The following is a 22,603-nucleotide window of genomic DNA, read 5'->3' on the forward strand; positions in this document are numbered from 1 at the left end:
GAGGCAAGGATGCCTCACCTTCATGCTGGTCGATCATCGTCCCGGTGACCAGTGCAGGCCCCTCAGGAAAGGGAGGCGGCATCCCCGGCTGGCTTTCCGGCGGGACCGTGCTCTGCCGCGCGTTCCCGCAGCCAGGCAATCATCTCCTCACTTCCCTCCTGGCTGGCTGTCCGCGCAGGCCAGGCAAGATAATAGGGTTTACTGAGCGGCAGACATAAGGAATCGATCGCCACCAACTCGCCCCGGGCCAGTTCCCCGGCAATCATGTGACGTTGCCCTAACAGCATCCCCGCGCCTGCCACCGCCGCATCAATCGCCAGCGAGGTCAGATTAAACGTCAGGCCGGGCTGCGCCACGGGCTCAGGGAGTCCTTTTGCCTCAAACCACGCAGGCCAGTCCGGCAGAAAACGTCCCTCTTTCCCCCAGTCGAGATGAATCAACGGAGCCTGGTTTAATCTGTCTGCGGCAGCAAAGGTATTGATCAGCGCGGGACTGGCGACCGGAAAAACCTCATCATGGAACAGATACTGTTTGTTCAGCCTGGGATAGGCCTCTTCCCCAAAGCAAATAACAAAATCAGCCGGGGTTTTACTGAAGTCCACGTCGGCGTGCGTGCCATGAAGAGAGAGGCCGACATGCGGGCAGCGCGCGCGCCAGTCAGACAAATGCGGCAGGACCCATTTTGATGCCAGTGCGGGAAGCGCATACAGCGTAAGCTGAGCGGCGGTATCTTTTCGCCCGATATTCCGTTGACCAAGCTGCAGTATATCGAAGGCTTCCGACACGTAGCGGAGATACTGCCTGCCCATCTCAGTCAGCATGACACCATGCTGAGTCCGTAAAAACAGGACGCAGCCAAGGTGATCTTCCAGCTGACGAATCTGCTGGCTCACCGCGGCTGGCGTCAAGGCTAACTGCGCCGCCGCCTTTGTCAGGCTGCCGGTCTCCGCAGCGACCTTAAATGACTGAATAACGTTAATTTTAGGCAGGCGCAACGACGGCGTGGGCATTAAGGCTTCCTTATCAGGGTCTTAAATATTTATTGGTATTCAGTACAATCGGGCGTCGTTACAGTGATGACTAAATAATCACGCGTAGGAAATAAACGATGTCTGAATCTCTGGTACGCACTGACTTACATCCTCTGTCCAGTCACGCCTGGCGTCAACAGTGTCGGACGCAACTTCATCAGCAGGGCGCGCTGGTGCTGCGCAATTTTTTACAGCCCGCCGCCTTAGCGGCCATCGTCGCAGAAGGCGATGCGCAACGCCACCGTGCTTACCATACCCAAAGTAAGCATAACGTCTACCTGATGAAAACGGACCCTGCGTTTAGCGATACGCATCCCAGGAACCGCGAAGTCAGTAGCACTAAGGGCTGTATTACTGATGACGTCATCGCGCTGGATTCTCCGCTGCGTCAGCTCTACGACGATGCACTTTTTCAGGCTTTTTTGTGTGAGGTGCTTGATGAAGGGGCGTTGTATCCGTACGCCGATCCTTTGTCGTCCATTAACCTTCACTATGCCTCGCACGGGAAAGAGCTGGGATGGCATTTCGATAACTCGTCGTTTGCCATCACGTTACTGGTGCAGAAACCAACCGGCGGCGGGCGGTTTCAGTATGTGAAAGATCTGCGGGATGCCGATGCGGGCGAGATGAATTATCCGGGCGTGGCCGACGTGCTGGATGAACAGCAGCCCGTCGAAGAGCTGGCAATTGAAGCCGGTGACCTGGTACTGTTTCGCGGACGTAATTCCCTGCATCGCGTGACGCCTACCGAAGGCGACGTGACCCGGATGCTGGCGGTGCTGGCTTACAATACCGCGCCCGGCATCGCCTTGTCTGAGACGGCCCGGATGACATTTTACGGTCGGTTGTAAACGGCACCGGCGAGCGGATGGGCTCAGGCCACACGGGGCGTTCCGCCCTGCGTGGCTTAACCGGCCGCGTGCATCCACTGGCGCAGATTTTTTAACATCGTCATACAGCGTTCAAGCTGTTCAACACTGACAAACTCATCTGCTTTGTGTCCCTGTTCCATACTTCCCGGCCCACAAACCAGGGTCGCTATTCCCATCTCGTTAAATAACCCGCCTTCGGTGCCAAAGGCCACCGTGGTGAAGTCGTATTGCCCACTCCACTGCGCCAGCCAGCGGGCAAAGTCGGTCTGCGGATCCGTCAGCAAGCCGGGATAGTCGCTCAGCGGCTGAAAGGCAATGTGACATACCGGATCAATGCGCTGCATTTCAGGCATCAGCTCAGCTTCGGCGAAGTGGCGCACACTGTCATACAGGTTCTGTATATCCGTATCGGGCAGCGTTCGCCACTCCACATCAAACTGGCAGGTTTCAGGCACAATATTGAGTGCTGTTCCGCCCTGAATCGTGCCCACCTGCAGCGTGCTGTAGGGCGGTTCAAACCGTTCATCACGTTGCTGCCTGAGCGCCGCTTCCTGATGCAAAAGATGCGCAATTAGCCGCCCGGCATAGTGAATCGCGTTGACACCCTGGTGCGTATAGGCGGAATGGCAGGCAAGGCCCTGTACCCGGCAGCGCACCGCCCGCTTTCCCTTATGTCCGTAAACCGGCTGCATGCCGGTCGGCTCACCCACGATACACATCGCGGGCTTTGCCGCTGAGGCATTGAGCATCGCCACCAGCGAGCGAGCGCCCAGGCAGCCGACCTCTTCGTCATAGGAAAAAGCAAGATGTAAGGGCATGCGGAGGGGCTGTTGCAGAAAGTCATCCAGCGACGCCAGCACGCAGGCAATAAAGCCTTTCATGTCGGCGCTTCCCCGGCCATAACATCGCCCGTCACGCTCCGTCAGGGCGAAAGGCGGCACGGACCAGTTTTGTCCCTCAACCGGCACCACGTCCGTGTGCCCTGACAGCATGACCCCGCCCTCGCCGTCCGGCCCCAGACGCGAATACAGATTGGCTTTTTTACCGCTGTCGTCATGCAGCCACTGCGTCGTCACGCCTCTGTCAGTCAGGTAGTCGTCAATAAACTGAATCAGGGCCAGATTTGACGCCCGGCTGGTTGTGTCAACGGCCAGCAGTGAGGCCAGAATCGCCCGTAAACGGTCATTCATCGCCGGGCACGCCATAAGCTGGCGCATCACGCGGATCCAACGCGCGCGTGACATAGGCTTCCATCTGCGGTTCATAGGCAAGCCACAGTTGCGTCAGTTGTCCGACAGGATCGCCTTCTGTCCAGTCGATGCGCAGATCCACCAATGGCCAGGTGTAGTCATCCACCAGTTTGAGCGCGGCAGAATGTAACGGTCCGGCTTCTCCGCCCGCCGCTACTCCGGCCTGAAGGGCCGCAAGCAGCCGACTGGCCAGTTCACCGGAGGCCGCAGCAAAAGCCGCACACATTGCTGCCGTCACGCCTTTGTCCGCCAGCATATTACCTGCGGCGATACAGTTTTTTCCTTCAGCCACGCTCCAGATCCCCAGGGTTTGGCTGCCACTGAAAAACGCCGTATTCCCCTGGATATCGATTGCGGCGACCTGACGGTAGTCACTGAATCTGTCTTCAGCCAGCGCCAGCTTGAGCGCCACATCGAGCGCGCGGCCCTGATCCAGATACACCAGAATCTGCTGCCCCAGAGAAGGCAGCGTAATGTTCTGGCTGGATACGGCCCCCACGCCAGCCTGCAGCCAGGGGCAGCGCGCGCCCACGGCGATGCTGGATGAACTGATGGCGATGCCAAGTTGACCGGTTTCTTCACAACGTGCCGTTACCGATAAGGTCATTGGGTCGCTCCACCTTTCCAGTCATCCGGAATCACCGCAATGACATCTATTTCCATCAGCCACTGCGGCTGCGCCAGGGCTGAAATCACCAGACCGGTCGAGACGGGGAAAACGCCTTTGAGCCATTTTCCCACTTCACGGTACACCGGCTCGCGATAGCGCGGATCGATAATATAGGTGGTGGTTTTGACGATATGCGACAAGTCGCTTCCTGCCTCTTCCAGCAGTTGCTTCACATTTTTCATCGCCTGCGCCGCCTGTGCAGCCGGATCGCCCAGACCAATCAGATTGCCGTCGAAGTCAGTGCCGACCTGGCCCCGCAGATACACCGTGTTACCTGCACGCACGGCCTGGCAGAGATCGTTGTCCAGCGTTTGATTGGGATAGGTTTCTTTGGTGTTAAACATCCGAATACGTGTATGGGTTGGCATAAAGACAGTCTCCTGGTTCAGTTTTCTGAAGCGGCACGGTAATCCTGATACTGGCGCTGGATAGCAATATGGTCGGCGACATATTTTGCGTCATGCCACACGCCCCAGATAAACGAGGACCCCCGGCGCGACTGCCAGGGAAGCCCGAGAAAATAGAGCCCGGACTCGGTGGAAACGCCGCGTTGATGAACGGGTCTGCGCTTCTCGTCAAAGGCGTTAACCTTCAGCCAGCTGTAATCGGTGGCATAGCCCGTTGCCCAGATGAGGGTGGTTATCCCTGCGCGGACGAGATTGAGCGACTGCACAGGATGCGAGACGCTTTCCGGATCGGGCAGAAACGCGCGCGCGGCCGGATCCTCGGGCAAATTCAGGCCATGCCGTTTTACCCAGGCATCCGCCGCGTCAAGCAGGGATAAATAGTTTTCATCACCCGAGGCGATGTTTTGCGCCAGATCGGGCTTAAAGGTCACGACATCACCGGAAAAGCGCTCCGTTAACCCGACCAGGTTGATGCCCTGTTCCGCCAGCCTGCGAAAGTCAACGGTATGGCCGCCTCGCGCGCCGCTGACCGCAATGGTGACGTGCTCTTTACCCGGTTGACTGGCAGCAGCATCCCACAGGCCGAGCACACCTAACCACCAGCAAAAATCCCGGTTGCGATAACGGCGCGGCGGCCGATCGTGCGGCCCAACAGAGAGCCAGACGTCTTTTCCTGCACGCTGCAGCTCATCAGCAATCTGCACCCCTGACGAGCCTGCGCCGATCACCAGCACGCCGCCTTCAGGCAGTTGTTGCGGGTTGCGATAGTCTGCTGAATGCAATTGAGTGAATCCCGCATCCGTGGGCGCAATCGCGGGGATAATGGGCTTCTGAAAGGGGCCTGTGGCAACGACCACGCGTTGAGCGACGAGCGGGCCTTCAGAGGTGAGGACATCGAACCCGCTGCGCCCGGCACGGGGCGCCACGCTGATGACCTCGACGCCGGTCTTGACAGGGGCTTTAATGTGTTGCGCATAGGCTTCAAAATAGTCCGCGATCTGTTCTTTAGGCACAAAGCTGTCGGGATCCTGCCCCGAAAACGTCATGCCGGGAAACCGGTCGTGCCAGGCCGGGCCGTTGGCGACCAGCGAATCCCAGCGGCGGGTCCGCCATGCCTCAGCAATACGTTTTTTTTCCAACACGCAATGCGGAATGCCGAGCCGCCCCAGATGCTCGCTCATGGCGATACCGGCCTGTCCTGCCCCAATCACCAGGGTGTCTGTTTCTTGCTCTGTTATTGTCATTCCACCATCCTCAAGCCCGCCGTTTCAATGACGTGTTCCTGACACGCGATAGCGCCAAGACTATTTGAGGCAAGTGAATGGGTAAAATATTATAAAGCTAATATCTGAATAAGAAATTAATAAGCAAAGGATGTGCAGCCGATTATTATGGCCACCCAACGATTACAACGCGGAATGACTCAACACCGTGGTCAAAAATACTTTTCCTTTTCTTACCGAACTGCACGATAAATGCACCCTGCTTTTCACGCCGTCGGCCCTAATGCACTATTCTGGCAATAGTCCATAAAAAGTTTTGTTGGGCGCGTCGGTTCATTATGACTTAACCAGGCCATGATTAACGTCGAGGCTTCCATCTCATCTTCAATATCAATCTGCGCAAGTTTTTCACCGTCATAAGTCATATCCGTGTAAGGCCGGGTGACCAGCACGGAAAAGCCTAATCCCTGCCCCACCATGCACCGTACCATTTCGATGGAGGGCGAACTGTAGGCAACCTGCGGGTGATAACCTTTGCTTTTGAAAATATTGATGAAGTAATTCCTGCTGGGTACAGCATCCAGTAAAATCATGGGTTCCTGACTCAGCTCACGCAACGTGACGAGGGATTTTTGCGCCAGCGGATGCTTTACTGGTAAGAGCGCATAGGGTTTATGCGGCGCGTTCAACGCCGCTTTTTGTATCGTGTTATCCAGCTCAAGATCGTACAGGAAAGCCAGGTCGAAACGTCCGCGATGGAGCCCGTGCATCAGTTCATGCTGCTCGCCATCGTAAAGTTCAATGGTGATGTCGGGATAACGCTTTTTGAAGCCCGCAATCAGTTTTGGCATGTACAGCGGTGCCGCAGATTCGAAGCAACCTATTGCAATCGTTCCTGAAATCAGCGTGTTATCTGCACGTGAATTTTGCTCAAACTCATGTGTCAGGCGTAACAGCTCCTGGGCTTTTTCATAAAAACGGCGGCCACCGGGCGTCAGAGAAACCCCTTGAGCATGATGACGGATCAACAGCTGCTGATCGAAGGCGTCTTCCAGATTTTTAATGGAGACAGAGATAGAGGGCTGTGCGATATGCAGTTGGCGCGAAGCTTCAGCAATGCTTTCTGTCTCTACGACGGCGACAAAATACCTGAGCTGTTTAAGTGTAAAGCGACTCATAGCGTTACCTCTGTTTTTTATGGCTACCCGGAAGCTTTGCTTCGTTTTCGACTAAGTAGCGCTGCAAATGCTGTGCCACATCACGTTCAGTTAGCCTGCGTGCCCTTTATTCAAAAATACCGCCCGCCTGTTTTTTTAGCCGCAACCGATCGCGACGCTCAAAAAAAAGAAATTGCACCAATAACTCTCACGTTGCGTCTTAATGATCAGCGCCCTGCCCTAAATAAGCGCAAAAAGGGAAGCAATACGCTAATTATTCCCCTGTGATATTAAAAACACGTCATTTAAAAGGCAGATAGCCATTGGATAGTTTTTTTAAAATCAGAACCAAAGAAATTACTAATTGCTATCGTTCCCGTCATGCCGCCATAGTGAATTACAGAATTAAATGACTAACCCTCTTCTGTTTAATGTGAGCAAGCCCATGACATTTAACTGGAACTATATGTTCAGTCTGTTTAGCGACGCTAACTTTTGGCTGGCGACCTGGACCGTCATCAAACTGAGCCTGCTGACCTGGGGAATGAGCATTATCGCGGGATTTATTCTGGCGCTGGCCAAGCAGTCGCGCCATCCCTTGTTGACGCTGCCTGCCCGATTTTATATCTGGCTCTTTCGCAGCCTGCCTTTACTGGTGCTGCTGATCTTTGTTTACAACCTGCCTCAGGCAGTGCCCGCCACGTCGGCGATATTGAGCGATCCGTTTTGGGCCGGGTTTATCGCGCTGACCATTTGTGAGAGCGCCTACATCGCGGAGATTCACCGCGGCGGGCTGCTGTCAATTCCCAGGGGCCAGAGCGAGGCTGCCCGGGCACTGGGACTACGCTATGCCGGTATTCAGTGGCGCATTATTATTCCGCAGGCTCTGCGTGTGGCCTTGCCAGCGCTGGCGAACGAATACATCGCGATCGTGAAGCTGACGTCGCTGGTCTCTGTTATCTCACTTACCGAAATTTTGATGGTCGGCCAGCGGCTTTACTCGCAGAACTTTCTGGTCATGGAAACCATGGCTGCCGTGGCTTTCTATTACGTGCTGATCGTCACCGTCTTTGATTTCCTGTTAAAGCAGTTGGAGCGTTATCTTGACGTCACGCAGCGTCAGCCTTCCGGCAAACCCGATGCGCAACTGTTCGACCTCGCACAACGCGCGGCGGTGAGCCCGGTTCGTCAGGCAGTGCACGACAGCGGGCCAGCGTTGCAGGCCCTGCGTCTTCACAAGGCTTACAACAATGTTGAAGTACTGGGCGCAGTGAACCTGCAGATCCACGCTGGTGAGGTGGTCTCGGTGATCGGGCCTTCAGGCTCGGGAAAAACCACGCTGATTCGCCTGCTCAATGGCCTGGAGCAGATCGATAACGGTGAGATTCGTATTAACGGAAAACCTTTTATTCACCTTCGTCAGCAGGGAGAACAACGTAAGCCACGCTTCATTGAGCATACCGAGCACCGCCTCAACATTGGGATGGTTTTTCAGAGCTTCAACTTGTTCAGCCACCTCAACGTCATGGATAACCTGATGCTGGCGCCGCGCTATCACAAGCTCGCGCCCACCCAGGCCTTAAAGCAGCAGGCCGCCGCGCTGCTTTTCAAAGTCGGCATGCTCGAACATGCGTGGAAATACCCTCATCAGCTCTCCGGTGGTCAGCAGCAACGCGTGGCTATTGCACGCGCCTTAATGATGCGCCCCCAAATCATGCTGTTCGACGAACCCACGTCAGCGCTGGATCCTGAAAAAGTGAATGAAGTCCTTCAGGTGATTGAAGCCCTGGCAAGCGAGGGCATCACCATGGTGATCGTGACCCATGAGATGAACTTTGCCTTCAAAGTTTCTGACCGAATTGTCTTTATGGAAAAAGGACGCGTGGTCTGTGACGACGCACCCCAGGCGCTGCGCGATGGCCAGCATCCGCGCGTGGAAGCATTTCTGAAGGATGTCTCGCTGGCGTAACGATGTATTCAACACGAGGGCACGACCATGATTGAACAGTGGCAGGTAGATCAGTATCACCAGCAGGGATTTCTGGTAGTTGAACATGTCCTGACAAGCGAGGAAATCGCCGCGCTGCAGCACGATTTTGACCAATGGGTTGAGGAAAGCCGCAGCCAGAGTGCCCCCTGGGGCAATACTCAGGATGGCCGTTCGCGTTTCGACATTGAGAGCGATCACAGTGCCGACCATCCTTCTTTGCGTCGCGTGAGCTCACCAAACGACATCTCTGCCGCCTATCGCCATGCGGCACTGCAGTCACGAATGGCGCAGATTGCCGGGCAGTTAATTGGTGGCAGCGGCGCACGCTATCATCACAGCAAGATCAACTCGAAGCTGCCCCATACCGCAACGAAAGTGGAATGGCATCAGGATTTCCTGTTCACCCCGCACAGCAACGACGATATCGTGACCGCGCTGCTGATGGTCAGTGAGGTCACGCCGGAAAATGGCCCGCTGAACGTGGTGCCGGGCAGCCATCGGGGACCACTGTATTCGCACTGGCAGGACGGGCGTTTTACCGGGGCCGTCGAGCCTGCGGTGGTGAAAGAGCAGTGTCAGCAGCCCAGCGCCTGCTTTGGTCCCTCCGGGTCCGTGTGCTTTATGCACACAAGGCTGCTGCACGCCTCCAGCCCCAATGAAACCGAGTGGCCGCGCACGCTGTTTATCGCCGTGTACGCGGCGGAAGACGCGCTGCCTTTCGGTGAAAACCCCTTGCCCAGCCCGGATGCCGGAACGCTGGTTTATGGTGACGAAAGCGGCATGGTCCGCAGCACCCCAAATGAACTTCGCCTGCCGCAGAAACCGCGCGGAGCCTCGTTCTTTGTTCAGCAGGCAGGTCAAGATCTTGCCAACGTCTGATTGCGCCTAACAGAGAGATAATAATGATGAAAACATGTGTATTAAGTCTGCTTGCCGCAGGCGCTGTCCTGGCGTCATTTAACGCCTCAGCCTTTTTACAACCAGGTAAAATCATCGCCGGATCGGATATGACCTTCTTTCCGTATGAATACATGAAGGATAATAAACCTGCCGGCTTTGACATTGAGTTTCTTGATGGCCTGGCAAAAGTGATGGGCCGTCAGGCCGTGAATATTGATACCCGTTTTCCTAACCTGATCACCGGTTTACAGAGTAACCGGTTCGATATCACTAACTCGTCGATGTATATCACCGCCGATCGCATGAAAGTGATCGACATGATTCCCTACCTGAAAAGCGGCGAGGCTATCCTGTCGCTGAAGGGAAGTGATTATCAACCCAAGACGCCTGAAGCATTCTGCGGCCATAAAATTGGCTCGATGGGCGCCACCTCCTGGCTACAGCAGTTGCATAAACTGTCTGACGATTACTGTGTGAAAAACGGTAAGCCCCCTATCGCGATCAGCGAATATGCGACCGATCCTCAGACGACTCAGGCGATGCTTTCCCATGCGGTGGAAGCGCAGATCACCGATGCCGCGGTGGCGCGTGGCGTTGTCCAGAAGCTGGGCGACCGCATCCAGATATCTTCCACGACGCTCATCTATCCCGTATTAAACGGTTTCGGCGTGAAGAAGGACAATACGGAGGTGAAACAGGCCCTGGTTGCGGCGCTGGAAGCCTACAGTAAAACGCCAGAGTATGCCGCACTGCTCAAAAAATACCATTTTGAAGCGCCGACGGCGGACGATCTCAAGACCTTGATGCCTAAGCCTTAATCTCAAACGCGTGCCGGGCACGCGTTCATTTTCAGGAGGTAATATGGCGCTTTCTTTCGAAGAACAAACGCGTATCGATCTGGCGGCAGCCTTCCGCATTATTGCCCACCTGGGCATGCATGAGGCGGTAGCGAATCATTTCAGTGCCGCTGTCTCACCGGATGGTAAGCAGTTTCTGATGAACCCAAAGTGGAAACACTTTTCACGCCTTCGCGCCAGCGATTTACTGCTGCTCAATGCTGAGGATGCATCCTGTGCAGAGTGGGATGATGTTGATGCCACCGCCTGGTCCATTCATGGGCAAATTCATCAGCGGCTGCCAGAAACCCGGGTCGTGATGCATCTGCATCCGGTTTACACCACCAGCGTTGCCTGCCTGGCGCAGCCGCACATTCCGCCTGTCGATCAAAACAGCGCGCGCTACTTCAACCGCATCGCGGTAGATACGTTATACGGTGGCATGGCCGATACGAAAGAGGAAGGCGCACGTCTGGCCAGCCTGCTGACCGATAAGCGTCGTCTGTTAATGGGCAATCACGGCGTCATGGTTACCGCCCAGACCATTGGCGAGGCCTTTGATGACATCTGGACGCTAGAGCGCGCCTGCCAGATTTTGGTCACCGCCTGGTCTACCGGGCAACCCTTGAAAGTCCTGAGCGATGAGGTTGCGGAAAAAACGGCCCGCGACTGGGAAGGTATTCCCGACTTCTCTCTGCGGCATTTCGAGGAGATGAAGCAGTTGATGATTGAGGCCGATCCCGCCCTGTGCGACTGAGCGCTTCCACGCACGGCTGTCACGCAGGTGACAGCAACAAAGACAGCACGTGGCGACAGCCTTTTGCCGCCACGCGCTTGCCGCCCGGAAGCGATTACGCTTCTGAAGCGGGATGCGTTTTTATCCAGTGCTCGGCAATCTGCTGCCGGGTACAGATCCACACATCCTTATGCTGCTGAATGTGGTCAAGGAAGTTTTGTAGCGCGCGGAATTTTCCCGGGCGCCCTAACAGGCGGCAGTGCATCCCCACCGACATCATTTTGGGCGCGGTCTCGCCTTCTTCATACAGCACGTCGAACGTATCGCGCAAATACGTGAAGAACTGCTCTGCGGTGTTAAAGCCCTGGGGCGATGCAAAGCGCATATCGTTACATTCGAGCGTATAGGGAATGATCAGATGCGGTTTTACCGTACCATCCTGACAGGTAACCTGCGTCCAGAAGGGCAGATCGTCGCCATAATAGTCGCTGTCGTAACTGAATCCGCCCTGTTCGACCACCAGACGACGCGTATTCGGGCTGTCGCGTCCGGTGTACCAGCCCGTCGGCGCCTGACCAAACAGATCCGTTAACACATCCACCGCCTGCTGCATGTGCTGACGCTCGGTTTTAGCATCGATGCCCTGATAGTGGATCCAGCGCCAGCCGTGACTGACCACGTCGTACTTCGCCTGTTTAATGGCGTCTACGATTTCCGGATGACGCGCCAGGGCCATCGCCACACCGAACACGGTGAGGGGCAATCCCCGTTTCTGAAACTCGTTATGAATGCGCCAGAAACCGGCTCGGGAACCGTATTCATACAGCGATTCCATCGACATGTGACGATCGGGATAGCTGGCGGCACCAATGATGTCAGACAGGAACTGCTCTGAACCCGTGTCGCCATGTAATACGCTGTTCTCGGCCCCCTCCTCGTAGTTGAGCACAAACTGCACCGCCACCCGCGCTTTTTTGGGCCACGCCGCATGAGGAGGATTCGCGCCGTAACCGATTAGATCGCGCGGGTAATTTTTATTGAAGCTGTAGGTTTTCTTATCCTGGCTTTCAGTCATAACTTGCATCCTGTCGGTGAACGGGAACATCTGCTTAGTTTAGGTGCTGAAAGGCACCCGAGAGGGGTTTATGTAAAGGATAAGCCAAATCGCCCTGTTTGCTGGTGCCAAATCCCAGCGCCACCAGCGATTCCACCATTTTTACCGCCGCACTGACGCCATCAATCACCGGCATCTCCAGCTCCTGTGTGAGCGACGCCGCCAACGTTGCCATGCCGCCGCAGCCTAAAACAATCGCCCCACAGCCATCTTCCCGTTTTGCCTGTATACAGCGCTGGCGCACTTTCTCCTGTGCCAGCCCGCTGCCATCCTCCAGCGCCAGCACGGGTAAATCGATAGCATGTAAGGCCGCACAATGGTGGGTAAAGCCATACTGCTGAAGTAAATGTCGTGCGATGACCAGCGTGCGCGGCAACGTGGTGACGATCGAGAAACGCGTTGCCACCAGTGTGGCCGTATGCATGGCCGCTTCTGCGATGCCGATGACCGGACCGCTGGCCAGTTCACGTGCCGCCAGCAGTCCCGGATCGCCAAAACAGGCAATCACGTGGCCACTGACGCCCTGTGCTCTGCCAAGTTTCACCTGCTCCAGTACGCCTATCGCCGCAATCGCCTCATCGAAATGCCCTTCAATGGAGGGCACGCCCTGCGAAGGGCACACGGCGAGGATGTCCGTACCCGGCGCGGCAACGGCGCGGGCTGCCCGACCGATGGTTTCCGTCATCGCCTGGCTGGTATTAGGATTAATAACCTGAATCAGGCTCATGATACGGCTCCTTTGTGACCCGAAAATAGTCGGGTGAAATCGGGCAAGGTTTCGCCGCCGCGTTCGAAATGCAGGCTGGAAACAATGTGTTCAAAGTGGTGCTGCAGTGAGTCAGTGAGCGGCACCAAGGCCTTTTCACGTAGCAGCTGTAACAAACGATCGTGATCATCACAGCGACAACCGCGTTGCCACGGCGCGCCCCACGCGGCAATCACCAGAGACGATCGCTGCGCCAGGCGCGTAACAAGATCGGTTAACACCTGATTGCCGGAAATCGCCTGCAGCTGAATATGAAATGCCGCCGAGAGACGAATCGCCGCAGGGCCATCGTGATGTTCGATGGCCGCCTTTTCCTGGGCGACCAGCGCAGCCAGCCCGGCAAGGTGAGGCGGCTGCATATGTTCCAGCACAGCGGGAAGGTTGGCGCACTCGAGTAAACTGCGGGTACGAAAAATATCACGGGCTTCATCAACGCCGGGCGTAGCAACATGTGCACCACGTTTGGGCGTAAGCGTAACCATTTGCACCGCAGCAAGGCGCTGCAACACTTTACGGATGCCCGTGCGGCTGACGCCAAAGACCTCTGAAAGCGCCTCTTCCGGCAATTTGCTGCCGGGCGGCAGTTGGTGTTCAACAATGGCGTTCATTAACGCCTGATAGATAGGTTCATCTTTATCATGCAGATCGGCCGCCGTTCTCTGGCCCTTTTCACTCTTCATTACCTGCTCCGGTAAACAGCGTTGCGTCACTTATCGTATACGTTAAAAATAAATTTTGTATACAAAAAACAAATTTGGCCTGGATCCTGCAAAGTCATTTCACAAGGTTATTTTATTCATGTCTTTGAGAGGAGCAGGTTTCATGCCAAATCATTCAACGGTGAGTAGCACATCGGCCTCTGAAGCCGGGAAAGCATACAGTCCAAAGCTATGTAATGAAGACCTGGCGCCTACGCGCCATCAAAACTGGTCCTGGTACAACATCTTTTCTTTCTGGATGTCGGACGTACACAGCATGGGCGGCTATGTGGTAGCGGCGAGCTTCTTCACGTTGGGCCTGGCGAGCTGGCAGGTGCTGCTCTGCCTGTTGGCGGGGATCTGCATTGTTCAGCTCTGCGCCAACCTGGTCGCTAAACCGAGCCAGATGGCCGGTGTGCCTTATGCGGTTATTTGTCGTCAGGCATTCGGTGTTTTCGGGGCTAATATTCCGGCGGTAATCCGCGGCCTGATTGCATTTGCCTGGTACGGTATTCAGACCTGGCTGGCGGCAAACGCGCTGATGCTGGTGCTGCTGAAGTTTTACCCGTCGCTTGAAAGCCTGACCCACAGCCACTGGCTTGGTTTATCGCAGCTGGGCTGGTACTGCTTTGGCGTGATGTGGGTTCTGCAGGCAATGGTGTTCTGGCATGGCATGAGTGCGATTAAGCGCTTTATCGATATCGCAGGCCCCGCAGTGTATGTGGTGATGCTGGCACTGGCGGGCTGGATTGTATACAAAACCGGTTTCGACGGTATCTCCTTTACGCTGGCCAGCAAGTCGCTGTCGGCAGGTGAACAAACCTGGCAGATGATTACGGCAACGGCATTAGTGGTGTCTTACTTCTCAGGCCCGCTGCTGAACTTTGGTGACTTTTCCCGCTATGGCAAAAGCATGGGCGAGATCCGCCGGGGTAACCGCTGGGGACTGCCGTTCAACTTTCTGCTGTTCTCCATCGTGACCGTTGTCATTGTATCGGGCACTCAATCCCTGTTTGGCAAAATGATTACCGATCCTATTGAAACCGTCAGCATGGTCGGCAGCGATTTAGCCGTGGCGATTGGCTTACTGACCATGATCACCGCAACGATCGGTATCAACATCGTGGCGAACTTTGTCTCGCCTGCTTTCGATTTTTCAAACTGTTCGCCGCAGAAAATCAGTTTCCGCACCGGTGGCATGATTGCGGCAGTCGGATCGGTCCTGCTCACACCGTGGAATCTGTTTCAGTCTCCTGAACTGATTCACTACACGCTCGACGTACTGGGTTCGTTTATCGGCCCGCTGTTTGGCATTCTGTTAGCCGATTTTTATCTGATTAAGGGCGGCCGTATTTCAGTAGACGATCTGTTTGATGCCACACCGCAGGGGCGCTACTGGTATCGCGGTGGATTTAACCCGAAGGCCATTATCGCTTTGCTGCCCTCAGTCGCTATCTGTCTGGTGATCAGTTTTATCCCTTCCCTGCATCAGGTGGCCAACTTTAGCTGGTTTATCGGCGTGGCGCTGGCGGCAAGCTGCTACTGGTTAGTGGCGCGAGAAAAGCAGACCGAGCAGAAAGACCTCACTATGCCTTCCGGCACGGTGGTCATGCAGAAGGAATAACGCCCTGTTCAGACGCAGTATAACTGTACAATAACCACATAAACGACTCTGACTGGAGTCGTTTTTTTTAATAGCCGGACACCGGATCGCCTTGATGGCGAATACTGCTGACTGTTTGGCGCGCCAGCCCTGACCGCCCCAGATAATGTTCGTGGGTGAATACGCGCTCATCCTGTTTGCCCTCCTCTCCCTTTCGTGCAAAAGCGCCGTGTGCCCGTTACCCCCTGTCTTGACCTGCTAGAAATTTGCAGTGACAAGGCATTTAAAATCAGCGAGATAAGTCATTAAACCCTCTGCGTATCCCGGCGTCGCGGTAACGAAAGAACGCGGGATTCCCGCACCCGATAACATTCATTTCAAAATAAAAAAGATTCAAAATGAAAGTTAAATAATTTATTTGTGATCTATATAAAATATTTATGCCTTTTAAACGACTATATTTTCTGCGTGTTAAGACCTAACCAACGTGAAAATCCGGGCAACCTTAAAAGGAGCGGCACATGATTGATGCAATCACCTTTGGTGCGGAATGGTTTATTGGACTGTTCCAGAAAGGAGGTGAAGTTTTTGTCGGCATGGTGACAGGAATTTTACCTTTGTTAATTAGTTTATTAGTCGTAATGAACGCGTTAATCCGATTCGTAGGGCAACATCGAATTGAACGGCTGGCACAGAAATGTGCGGGCAATCCTGTATCACGCTATTTGCTTTTACCGCTTATTGGCACCTTTGTTTTTTGTAACCCGATGACACTCAGCCTGGGGCGATTTATGCCCGAGAAATATAAGCCAGGATATTACGCGGCCTCATCATACAGTTGCCATTCAATGAATGGGTTATTTCCGCACGTGAATCCGGGTGAACTCTTCGTTTATTTAGGGGTTGCCAGTGGCCTGACAACCCTGGGCTTACCCCTGGGCCCTCTTGCTGTCAGCTATTTTCTGGTTGGGCTTTTTACTAACTTTTTTCGCGGCTGGATTACCGATCTCACCACCAGCCTGTTTGAAAAAAAGATGGGCATCAAACTCGATAAAAACGTTCAGCTCTAATAAAGGCGGAAAATAAAATGACGACACAAATCCGTATCGAAAAAGGAAGCAGCGGTTGGGGCGGCCCTTTACAACTTGATATAACACCCGGGAAAAAAATTGTTTACATCACCGCCGGCGCCCGACCGTCAATCGTGGACAGGATCAGTGAAATCACCCATTGGGAAGCCGTAGATGGTTTCAAACAAGGGGAACCGCCAGCCGATGAAATTGGTCTGGCCATCATCGATTGTGGTGGCACGCTGCGTTGTGGTCTTTATCCCAAACGCGGTATCCCCACCGTGAATATCCATGCGACAGGAAAGTCCGGACCGCTGGCACAATATATCCTGGAAGACATTTATGTCTCTGGCGTTAAGCCTGAGAATATCAGCATCGTCAATCGCGATGATCACGGCAGTAAAGACGTCATTCACACCCATGACGAAAAACGTGCTGCCCTCGCGCCCCGTGGCGCTGGCGCGGGGAAAGATTATGACTCGAGTAAAAAAATCACCGAGCAAAGCGACGGTTTACTGGCAAAAATTGGCACAGGAATGGGGACCGTCGTTGCCGAATTTTTCCAGGCCGGGCGGGATACCATTGATACCGTACTCAAGACCATCCTCCCTTTTATGGCATTCGTGGCGGCCATCATTGGCATCATCATGGCCTCAGGTTTGGGCGACATGATTGCCCACGGGCTGACGCCACTCGCCACCAATCCTCTTGGCTTAATCACGCTGGCCTTAATCTGTTCCTTTCCGCTCCTGTCGCCGTTCTTGGGGCCGGGCGCCGTGATAGCCCAGGTTATTGGTGTACTCATTGGCGTTCAAATCGGACTGGGTCATATTCCGCCCCATCTTGCCCTGCCAGCCCTGTTTGCCATCAATGCACAAGCCGCTGCAGATTTTATTCCTGTGGGTTTATCGCTGGCGGAGGCGAAACAGGACACCGTGCGCGTGGGGGTTCCTTCCGTTCTGGTCGGCCGCTTCCTGACCGGTGCCCCTACCGTGCTGATTGCCTGGGCAGTCTCTGCCTTTATTTATCACTAAACGCCCCCTTCTGGAGAAAAGTCATGACGCACTTTGAAACCGAAATAATCAAAGTGGGCATAAACGCCCACGATGCGCTGCTTGAAAACATGATGATTTTATTTCGGGAAGGCGCACCCGCCGATATTCAGGATTATTGCTTTATCCACCAGCATGGCACGCTGACGGGGCATCCTGTCACGGGTTCAACCCTGCAGTTGGGAGAACGGTGTTATACCGTGACGGCCATCGGTGAGGTCGCGATCGAAAACTTGCGCGAACTGGGCCATATCACCGTTGTTTTCGACGGGCAGCCAACCGCGCAACTGCCTGGTTCAATCCATGTTAGTGGAAAAGCGCCCGACAGAATTACGACGGAAACATCCGTAAAACTCTTTGCATAGGAGCGAGTTATGTCTGAAGTTGCTGTGGTTATCGGTGGTGGGCAAACGCTGGGGGCATTTCTGGCAAAAGGGCTGGCCGAAGCAGGTTACCGCGTTGCCGTCGCGGATTTGAAAGGGGAAAACGCCCGAAAGGTCGCCTCAGAAATTAACGCCGAATATGGCGCCAATCGGGCCGTGGGTTTTGAGGTTGATGCAACAGATGAGGCGAGTGTTATTGCGCTTGCTGGCAATATCGATAAGGTCTTTAAACAGGTCAATGTGATGATTTACAGTGCCGGCATGGCAAAAGCGTCCTTTGTCACTGATTTCGCCTTAAAAGATTTTGAAATATCTTTGCAGGTCAATCTGGTTGGGTATTTTCTCTGTGCACGTGAATTTTCCCGACTGATGATTCGCGATAATATTCCGGGCCGCATTATTCAGATCAATTCGAAGTCGGGCAAAACAGGCAGTAAACATAATTCGGGCTACAGCGCGGCTAAATTTGGCGGCGTGGGATTAACACAGTCACTGGCCCTCGATTTAGCGGATTATGGCATCAGAGTACATTCGCTGATGCTGGGTAATTTGCTCAAATCGCCGATGTTTCAGTCTCTGCTTCCTCAGTATGCAAAAAAACTGGGCATCTCGCCCGAGGAAGTTGAAGCCAGCTATATTGCAAAAGTGCCACTCAAGCGCGGTTGTGAATACCAGGATGTGCTGAACGTCTTGTTGTTTTATGCAAGTGACAAGGCCTCATATTGCACCGGGCAGTCTATCAATATCACGGGTGGCCAGGTGATGTTCTGATTGCCCCTTCAATATCGCTGGCCTGGTATGTTGGCCTTGCTCAGGAGACGAAGATGAGTAGCGGGATAATTGCTGTAGCACTGTTGGCATGGCTGGCCCATTCGTTGTTTGGCTGGTATCAGTTACGACGCTTTAACCATATGCTGGAGGGGTTATTTCAGCAAGGTCGGGTTGGCATCGGGCGATCGGCTTCAAACCGCTTCAACGTTAAACCCCGCGTAATTATCGCAGTCGCGGTCAATCCCGAAGGACGAATCCTGGCGGCTGTCATTATGAAAGGCTTCACCGTTTTTGCGCGTCCACATGCTTTGCCTTTGTTAACCGACTGTTATCTTGATGATATCGATGCGAAAAAAATTTTTCCCGAACGTGAAACGTGTCAAAAAGCCTTACTTTCCGCCATATCAATGAAAGAGTGATGTGTTAAATTGAAAGCAGGATGAAAATTTTAGCGCTGCTTTAATTTTGACAAAACCCCTTTCAGATAAGGCGTTACTGATGAAACCGCAACAAAGACAGGAAGCTATCCTTGCCTATCTCCAAAAAAATGGCAAAACCACCATTGGCGATCTGATCGACTATTTCAAAGCAACAGGCACGACGATTCGCAAAGATCTAACCGAAATGGAAAAGCGCAGCGAGGTGATTCGTATTCACGGTGGCGTCATTCTGAGCCATGAAGAAGGCGATCAACCTATCGACCATAAAACGCATATCAACAGTGACAGAAAAAGGCACATTGCTGAATCGGCCATACAACTGGTTAACGATGGTGATTCGCTAATCCTGGATACCGGCAGCACCGTGCTTCAAATGGTCAGGCATCTCAAACCCTTCAATAACATTACCGTCATGACAAACAGCCTGCACATTGTGAATGCGTTAATGGAATTGGATGGCGATCAGACCATTTTAATGCCCGGCGGAACGTTACGAAAAAAGTCCGCCTCATTTCATGGCGGACTTGCCGAGTCAGCCTTTCGCTCTTTTAACTTCGATAAGTTATTTATTGGCGCCGATGGTATTGATTTGGATATGGGGATCACCACCTTTAACGAAGTTCATGCCGTCAGCACGTCAATGTGCGCGGCGGCTGACAGGATTATTGTCCTTGCTGATTCATCCAAGTTTGGTCGTAAAAGCCCAAATGTGGTGTGTAGTCTGGATAAGGTGGATACCATTATCACGGATGCCGGTATTACGCCTCATTACCTTCAGCGACTCGTGGACAAAAAAATCAACGTCATTGTCGCAGGAGGGGAGGATGAAGAATAAAGAGGTGCTGCTCGAGTATGCCAGAGAGGCGCTGTCGCTTGAAATTGCCGAGGCTCAGAATCTGTTTCACAGCTTAGATGACGCTTTTATCAATGCGTGTGAATTAATTCTGCAATGTCAGGGCAAAACGATTGTTTCTGGCATCGGTAAATCTGGCCATATTGGAAAAAAAATCGCCGCTTCGCTGGCCAGTACCGGCACTCCCGCTTTTTTTGTGCATCCTGCTGAAGCCTTGCATGGCGATCTGGGCATGATCACTTCGCAGGACGTGTTTATTTTTATCTCGAATTCCGGCAGCGCGGCTGAATTACAGATTATTGTTCCTGCCCTTAAGGCGCTCAACGTTCCCATTATTGCGATCACTAATGTCGCCCACTCCTTTCTGGCCCAGCAGGCCAACCACGTACTGCATCTTGCTGTTAATCGGGAAGCCTGCCCGATGGGGCTTGCGCCCACGTCGAGCGCCGTGAATACCCTGTTATTGGGTGACGCTTTGGCAATGGCGCTGATGCGTTCACGTAATTTTAATGAGGAGCAATTTGCCCGCTCCCATCCCGGAGGCAGCCTGGGCGCTGGCCTGCTTAATTCGGTTGCGCAATGTATGCGAAAAGGCGAACGCATTCCTCGCGTAAATAAAAACGCCTCCGTGTTAGATGCCATGGAAGAACTGACCCGTACCGGTATGGGGATTGTGATTGCCTGTGATGACGACAACGATATCGAGGGTATTTTTACTGACGGCGATCTGCGCCGCGCGCTGTTAGCTGGTAAAAAGCTGGACGATCGGCTTGATCCTCTCCTGACGCGCCCCGGCTACAAACTGGCCGAACACCTTAGCGTTGCGGCCGCTACGCAGAAATTATATGACCGACGCATTAGCGCGGCGCCAGTCGTCAATCAACAGGGTCAGTTAGTTGGAGCCATCAATCTCTATGATTTGCATAAATAACATTTATTTAGCCCGTTTTTAATCTATCAGCCACCTGGGAGGGAATATGGAATTGTATATCGATAGTGCAGATACGTTAGCTATTCACGATCTGGTCAACGTTTTACCCGTTAATGGCGTGACCACCAACCCTTCGCTCGTCGCCAAATCTGGCGTCGAACTGACGAAGTTAATCAGCGAGCTACGCACGATTTTAGGGAACGAGAAGCTTATCTTTGCTCAGGTTCTGGCAAAGGATACACCAACGATTATTCGCGAGGCGCAGTACCTCCATGAGCTGTGCGCCAATATGGTCGTGAAAATCCCCGTCGACCGGGCCGGACTCGCCGCGATTACCCAGTTGAAACAACGTAACATTCCTACTTTAGGCACGGCGATTTACTCTACCTCACAGGCGATGTTGGCGGCCTTTGCTGGCGCTGATTATATTGCGCCCTATTTCAACCGTATGGAAAATAATAATATCAATGCAAAGCAGGCCGTTTCAGATATGCAGCAATTTATTCAACTGCATAAGATGGAGTGCAAGATATTAGCAGCCAGCTTTAAAAACACGACGCAGGTAGCGGACTGCATGCTCTCTGGCGCGGCGGCTGTCACCTTACCTGTCGATGTGATGTGCGAAATGTTTAACTCCCCTCTGGCAAAGCATGCCATTGATGATTTCAGTCATGACTGGAATCGGGCGTTCAACCGTTTGCAGTTAATGATTTAGTGGTGCGAAGATGTTAATCGTGCTGGCGTGAGACAACGTTTTTATTTGGCAGCATTAATACTTTGGTTGCCTGAATGAAAGGAAATTGTTTCGGAGTTTTCGACGCTAGAAAACTAAAAACGCCATGCTGATAACCAGCATGGCGTCGAAATTTGGCGGAACGGACGGGGCTCGAACCCGCGACCCCCTGCGTGACAGGCAGGTATTCTAACCAACTGAACTACCGCTCCGCGCTTTGTTCCCCGTCGGGAACGAGGCGAATATTAATCACAACAAGAGTACGCGTCAACGCTTTTCCCCGTGCAACATTCTGTTTGCTGCTATTTTCGCCCCAATGTTGATTTTACACACAAATCTTTGCGACTCAGGCGCGCCACAGACAGCTGCCGCCCTTCTTCATAATGAGATCTAACCGGGACTCATGCTGGTTAACTTCCTCATCGCTGGCGGTAACCACACGCAATCCCGAGCTGGGGCGAGCAATACGCTGAATACCTTCGCTCTGCTGCTGACGTGCTCGTTCCTCTTCCGATGAGAACGACAGCGAAGTTTGCCCGCCGGTCATCGTTAAGAAAACTTCGGCCAGTATCTCGGCATCCAGCAGTGCGCCGTGCAGCGTACGCTTGCTGTTATCTATTTCGTAACGTGAGCACAGCGCATCAAGGCTGTTGCGCTTGCCGGGAAACATGCGGCGCGCCATTGCCAGGCTGTCGGTAATCTTGCAGAAGGTTTCGGTTTTCTCGATACCGCGCTGCAGTTTACCGAATTCGTAATCCATAAAGCCGATATCAAACGACGCGTTATGAATCACCAACTCCGCACCGCGGATGTAATCGAGAAACTCATCGGCAATATCGCTGAAGGTCGGCTTATCCAGCAGGAATTCATCGGCGATACCGTGAACGCCAAACGCTTCAGGATCCACCAGCCTGTCGGGCTTGAGATACATATGGAAGTTATTGCCCGTCAGGCGGCGGTTAATGACTTCGACGGCACCAATCTCAATGATGCGGTGACCTTCATAATGTACCCCGATCATATTCATACCGGTGGTTTCAGTATCGAGAACAATTTGACGGTTATTTGCAGTGCTCATAGGCCTCGTTTTATGTCAGACTTGGCGTTTTGTCAGAAG

The 22,603-nt window shown here is 53.5% G+C and carries 24 protein-coding genes and 1 tRNA gene; 14 read left to right on the forward strand and 11 right to left on the reverse strand.

Annotated elements, in window-relative coordinates; translation table 11 throughout:
* Positions 1-62: 62 nt before the first annotated feature.
* A complete protein-coding gene (locus tag AAIE03_RS13645) occupies positions 63-1,010 on the reverse strand; it encodes a LysR substrate-binding domain-containing protein (RefSeq protein WP_019106327.1) in 948 nt (315 codons plus the stop codon).
* Positions 1,011-1,108: 98 nt separating this feature from the next.
* Here AAIE03_RS13645 and AAIE03_RS13650 point away from each other — a divergent pair, with 98 nt between their 5' ends.
* Positions 1,109-1,882: a HalD/BesD family halogenase gene (locus AAIE03_RS13650; protein WP_014606522.1), complete on the forward strand. Its 774-nt coding sequence runs from the start codon at positions 1,109-1,111 to the stop codon at positions 1,880-1,882.
* A 56-nt stretch (positions 1,883-1,938) separates the two neighbouring features.
* On the opposite strand, the gene argE is transcribed toward AAIE03_RS13650, so the two are convergent.
* The 5 genes from argE to AAIE03_RS13675 all read right to left on the reverse strand — a co-directional run bounded on the left by argE (position 1,939) and on the right by AAIE03_RS13675 (position 6,631).
* Positions 1,939-3,108, reverse strand: coding sequence for an acetylornithine deacetylase (gene argE / locus AAIE03_RS13655; RefSeq protein WP_498563168.1), 1,170 nt, complete (start codon positions 3,106-3,108; stop codon positions 1,939-1,941).
* On the reverse strand, positions 3,086-3,760 hold the full coding sequence (locus AAIE03_RS13660) for a DUF1028 domain-containing protein (protein WP_498563045.1): 675 nt from the start codon (positions 3,758-3,760) through the stop codon (positions 3,086-3,088). The genes argE and AAIE03_RS13660 overlap by 23 nt, the downstream gene beginning before the upstream one ends.
* On the reverse strand, positions 3,757-4,191 hold the full coding sequence (locus AAIE03_RS13665; protein ID WP_013024742.1) for a RidA family protein: 435 nt from the start codon (positions 4,189-4,191) through the stop codon (positions 3,757-3,759). The genes AAIE03_RS13660 and AAIE03_RS13665 overlap by 4 nt, the downstream gene beginning before the upstream one ends.
* Before the next feature lie 17 nt (positions 4,192-4,208).
* On the reverse strand, positions 4,209-5,474 hold the full coding sequence (locus AAIE03_RS13670) for a flavin-containing monooxygenase (protein WP_013024741.1): 1,266 nt from the start codon (positions 5,472-5,474) through the stop codon (positions 4,209-4,211).
* A gap of 245 nt (positions 5,475-5,719) precedes the next feature.
* Positions 5,720-6,631 (reverse strand): LysR substrate-binding domain-containing protein, encoded by a 912-nt coding sequence (locus tag AAIE03_RS13675; protein WP_013024740.1) that lies wholly within the window; start codon positions 6,629-6,631, stop codon positions 5,720-5,722.
* Positions 6,632-7,055: 424 nt separating this feature from the next.
* On the opposite strand from AAIE03_RS13675, the gene AAIE03_RS13680 reads away from it, so the two are divergent.
* The 4 genes from AAIE03_RS13680 to AAIE03_RS13695 are packed head-to-tail and all read left to right on the forward strand — an operon-like array spanning position 7,056 to position 11,093.
* Complete coding sequence (locus AAIE03_RS13680) at positions 7,056-8,579, forward strand: amino acid ABC transporter permease/ATP-binding protein (RefSeq protein WP_029569676.1); 1,524 nt, start codon at positions 7,056-7,058, stop codon at positions 8,577-8,579.
* Between the two features lie 27 nt (positions 8,580-8,606).
* Positions 8,607-9,479: a phytanoyl-CoA dioxygenase family protein gene (locus AAIE03_RS13685; protein ID WP_013024737.1), complete on the forward strand. Its 873-nt coding sequence runs from the start codon at positions 8,607-8,609 to the stop codon at positions 9,477-9,479.
* 23 nt (positions 9,480-9,502) lie between these two features.
* Positions 9,503-10,318 carry an ABC transporter substrate-binding protein gene (locus tag AAIE03_RS13690; RefSeq protein ID WP_072137824.1) on the forward strand — a complete coding sequence of 272 codons (816 nt, stop codon included), beginning with the start codon at positions 9,503-9,505 and terminating at the stop codon, positions 10,316-10,318.
* 43 nt (positions 10,319-10,361) lie between these two features.
* Positions 10,362-11,093, forward strand: a complete 732-nt coding sequence (locus AAIE03_RS13695) for a class II aldolase and adducin N-terminal domain-containing protein (protein WP_014592986.1) — start codon at positions 10,362-10,364, stop codon at positions 11,091-11,093.
* 94 nt (positions 11,094-11,187) lie between these two features.
* Here the strand turns inward: AAIE03_RS13695 and puuE are convergent, their stop codons facing one another.
* The 3 genes from puuE to AAIE03_RS13710 are packed head-to-tail and all read right to left on the reverse strand — an operon-like array spanning position 11,188 to position 13,632.
* Entirely contained in the window at positions 11,188-12,147 is a 960-nt protein-coding gene (gene puuE / locus AAIE03_RS13700; protein ID WP_014606528.1) for an allantoinase PuuE, read from the reverse strand.
* Positions 12,148-12,181: 34 nt separating this feature from the next.
* Positions 12,182-12,913 carry an allantoin racemase gene (gene hpxA / locus AAIE03_RS13705; RefSeq protein ID WP_013024733.1) on the reverse strand — a complete coding sequence of 244 codons (732 nt, stop codon included), beginning with the start codon at positions 12,911-12,913 and terminating at the stop codon, positions 12,182-12,184.
* Positions 12,910-13,632, reverse strand: a complete 723-nt coding sequence (locus tag AAIE03_RS13710; RefSeq protein WP_014592984.1) for a GntR family transcriptional regulator — start codon at positions 13,630-13,632, stop codon at positions 12,910-12,912. Before AAIE03_RS13710 ends, hpxA begins: the two co-directional genes overlap by 4 nt.
* Before the next feature lie 142 nt (positions 13,633-13,774).
* Here AAIE03_RS13710 and AAIE03_RS13715 point away from each other — a divergent pair, with 142 nt between their 5' ends.
* The 9 genes from AAIE03_RS13715 (at position 13,775) to AAIE03_RS13755 (ending at position 21,468) form a co-directional block, all read left to right on the forward strand.
* Complete coding sequence (locus AAIE03_RS13715) at positions 13,775-15,274, forward strand: NCS1 family nucleobase:cation symporter-1 (protein WP_015700909.1); 1,500 nt, start codon at positions 13,775-13,777, stop codon at positions 15,272-15,274.
* Positions 15,275-15,774: 500 nt separating this feature from the next.
* Positions 15,775-16,323, forward strand: a complete 549-nt coding sequence (gene srlA / locus AAIE03_RS13720) for a PTS glucitol/sorbitol transporter subunit IIC (RefSeq protein WP_013024730.1) — start codon at positions 15,775-15,777, stop codon at positions 16,321-16,323.
* Positions 16,324-16,340: 17 nt separating this feature from the next.
* Positions 16,341-17,357 (forward strand): PTS glucitol/sorbitol transporter subunit IIB, encoded by a 1,017-nt coding sequence (srlE, locus tag AAIE03_RS13725; RefSeq protein ID WP_072138583.1) that lies wholly within the window; start codon positions 16,341-16,343, stop codon positions 17,355-17,357.
* A gap of 23 nt (positions 17,358-17,380) precedes the next feature.
* Positions 17,381-17,740 (forward strand): PTS glucitol/sorbitol transporter subunit IIA, encoded by a 360-nt coding sequence (locus tag AAIE03_RS13730; RefSeq protein WP_072138582.1) that lies wholly within the window; start codon positions 17,381-17,383, stop codon positions 17,738-17,740.
* A 9-nt stretch (positions 17,741-17,749) separates the two neighbouring features.
* Entirely contained in the window at positions 17,750-18,529 is a 780-nt protein-coding gene (srlD, locus tag AAIE03_RS13735; protein WP_015700911.1) for a sorbitol-6-phosphate dehydrogenase, read from the forward strand.
* Positions 18,530-18,582: 53 nt separating this feature from the next.
* Positions 18,583-18,948 carry a transcriptional regulator GutM gene (locus AAIE03_RS13740; RefSeq protein WP_015700912.1) on the forward strand — a complete coding sequence of 122 codons (366 nt, stop codon included), beginning with the start codon at positions 18,583-18,585 and terminating at the stop codon, positions 18,946-18,948.
* A gap of 79 nt (positions 18,949-19,027) precedes the next feature.
* Positions 19,028-19,804, forward strand: coding sequence for a glucitol operon DNA-binding transcriptional repressor SrlR (gene srlR / locus AAIE03_RS13745; protein ID WP_014606536.1), 777 nt, complete (start codon positions 19,028-19,030; stop codon positions 19,802-19,804).
* A complete protein-coding gene (locus AAIE03_RS13750) occupies positions 19,794-20,753 on the forward strand; it encodes a KpsF/GutQ family sugar-phosphate isomerase (protein ID WP_072138580.1) in 960 nt (319 codons plus the stop codon). The genes srlR and AAIE03_RS13750 overlap by 11 nt, the downstream gene beginning before the upstream one ends.
* A gap of 46 nt (positions 20,754-20,799) precedes the next feature.
* Entirely contained in the window at positions 20,800-21,468 is a 669-nt protein-coding gene (locus AAIE03_RS13755) for a transaldolase family protein (protein WP_105088437.1), read from the forward strand.
* A 153-nt stretch (positions 21,469-21,621) separates the two neighbouring features.
* Here the strand turns inward: AAIE03_RS13755 and AAIE03_RS13760 are convergent.
* Both AAIE03_RS13760 and dnaQ read right to left on the reverse strand, forming a co-directional pair.
* Positions 21,622-21,698: transfer RNA gene (locus tag AAIE03_RS13760), tRNA-Asp, on the reverse strand.
* A 134-nt stretch (positions 21,699-21,832) separates the two neighbouring features.
* Complete coding sequence (dnaQ, locus tag AAIE03_RS13765) at positions 21,833-22,564, reverse strand: DNA polymerase III subunit epsilon (RefSeq protein WP_014606539.1); 732 nt, start codon at positions 22,562-22,564, stop codon at positions 21,833-21,835.
* Between the last annotated feature and the right edge of the window lie 39 nt (positions 22,565-22,603).

It is taken from the genome of Pantoea sp. Ae19-2 (assembly GCF_059801205.1).

Excerpts from the sequence above, each read along its gene's own strand:
- AAIE03_RS13710 (WP_014592984.1), bottom strand. The coding sequence starts at position 13,632 with ATGAAGAGTGAAAAGGGCCAGAGAACGGCGGCCGATCTGCATGATAAA.
- AAIE03_RS13660 (WP_498563045.1), bottom strand. The coding sequence starts at position 3,760 with ATGACCTTATCGGTAACGGCACGTTGTGAAGAAACCGGTCAACTTGGC.
- AAIE03_RS13690 (WP_072137824.1), top strand. The coding sequence starts at position 9,503 with ATGATGAAAACATGTGTATTAAGTCTGCTTGCCGCAGGCGCTGTCCTG.
- dnaQ (WP_014606539.1), bottom strand. The coding sequence starts at position 22,564 with ATGAGCACTGCAAATAACCGTCAAATTGTTCTCGATACTGAAACCACC.
- AAIE03_RS13680 (WP_029569676.1), top strand. The coding sequence starts at position 7,056 with ATGACATTTAACTGGAACTATATGTTCAGTCTGTTTAGCGACGCTAAC.
- AAIE03_RS13670 (WP_013024741.1), bottom strand. The coding sequence starts at position 5,474 with ATGACAATAACAGAGCAAGAAACAGACACCCTGGTGATTGGGGCAGGA.
- AAIE03_RS13715 (WP_015700909.1), top strand. The coding sequence starts at position 13,775 with ATGCCAAATCATTCAACGGTGAGTAGCACATCGGCCTCTGAAGCCGGG.
- AAIE03_RS13645 (WP_019106327.1), bottom strand. The coding sequence starts at position 1,010 with ATGCCCACGCCGTCGTTGCGCCTGCCTAAAATTAACGTTATTCAGTCA.
- srlR (WP_014606536.1), top strand. The coding sequence starts at position 19,028 with ATGAAACCGCAACAAAGACAGGAAGCTATCCTTGCCTATCTCCAAAAA.
- AAIE03_RS13750 (WP_072138580.1), top strand. The coding sequence starts at position 19,794 with ATGAAGAATAAAGAGGTGCTGCTCGAGTATGCCAGAGAGGCGCTGTCG.
- srlA (WP_013024730.1), top strand. The coding sequence starts at position 15,775 with ATGATTGATGCAATCACCTTTGGTGCGGAATGGTTTATTGGACTGTTC.
- AAIE03_RS13695 (WP_014592986.1), top strand. The coding sequence starts at position 10,362 with ATGGCGCTTTCTTTCGAAGAACAAACGCGTATCGATCTGGCGGCAGCC.
- hpxA (WP_013024733.1), bottom strand. The coding sequence starts at position 12,913 with ATGAGCCTGATTCAGGTTATTAATCCTAATACCAGCCAGGCGATGACG.
- argE (WP_498563168.1), bottom strand. The coding sequence starts at position 3,108 with ATGGCGTGCCCGGCGATGAATGACCGTTTACGGGCGATTCTGGCCTCA.
- AAIE03_RS13650 (WP_014606522.1), top strand. The coding sequence starts at position 1,109 with ATGTCTGAATCTCTGGTACGCACTGACTTACATCCTCTGTCCAGTCAC.
- AAIE03_RS13740 (WP_015700912.1), top strand. The coding sequence starts at position 18,583 with ATGAGTAGCGGGATAATTGCTGTAGCACTGTTGGCATGGCTGGCCCAT.
- AAIE03_RS13755 (WP_105088437.1), top strand. The coding sequence starts at position 20,800 with ATGGAATTGTATATCGATAGTGCAGATACGTTAGCTATTCACGATCTG.
- AAIE03_RS13685 (WP_013024737.1), top strand. The coding sequence starts at position 8,607 with ATGATTGAACAGTGGCAGGTAGATCAGTATCACCAGCAGGGATTTCTG.
- AAIE03_RS13730 (WP_072138582.1), top strand. The coding sequence starts at position 17,381 with ATGACGCACTTTGAAACCGAAATAATCAAAGTGGGCATAAACGCCCAC.
- AAIE03_RS13665 (WP_013024742.1), bottom strand. The coding sequence starts at position 4,191 with ATGCCAACCCATACACGTATTCGGATGTTTAACACCAAAGAAACCTAT.
- srlD (WP_015700911.1), top strand. The coding sequence starts at position 17,750 with ATGTCTGAAGTTGCTGTGGTTATCGGTGGTGGGCAAACGCTGGGGGCA.
- srlE (WP_072138583.1), top strand. The coding sequence starts at position 16,341 with ATGACGACACAAATCCGTATCGAAAAAGGAAGCAGCGGTTGGGGCGGC.
- AAIE03_RS13675 (WP_013024740.1), bottom strand. The coding sequence starts at position 6,631 with ATGAGTCGCTTTACACTTAAACAGCTCAGGTATTTTGTCGCCGTCGTA.
- puuE (WP_014606528.1), bottom strand. The coding sequence starts at position 12,147 with ATGACTGAAAGCCAGGATAAGAAAACCTACAGCTTCAATAAAAATTAC.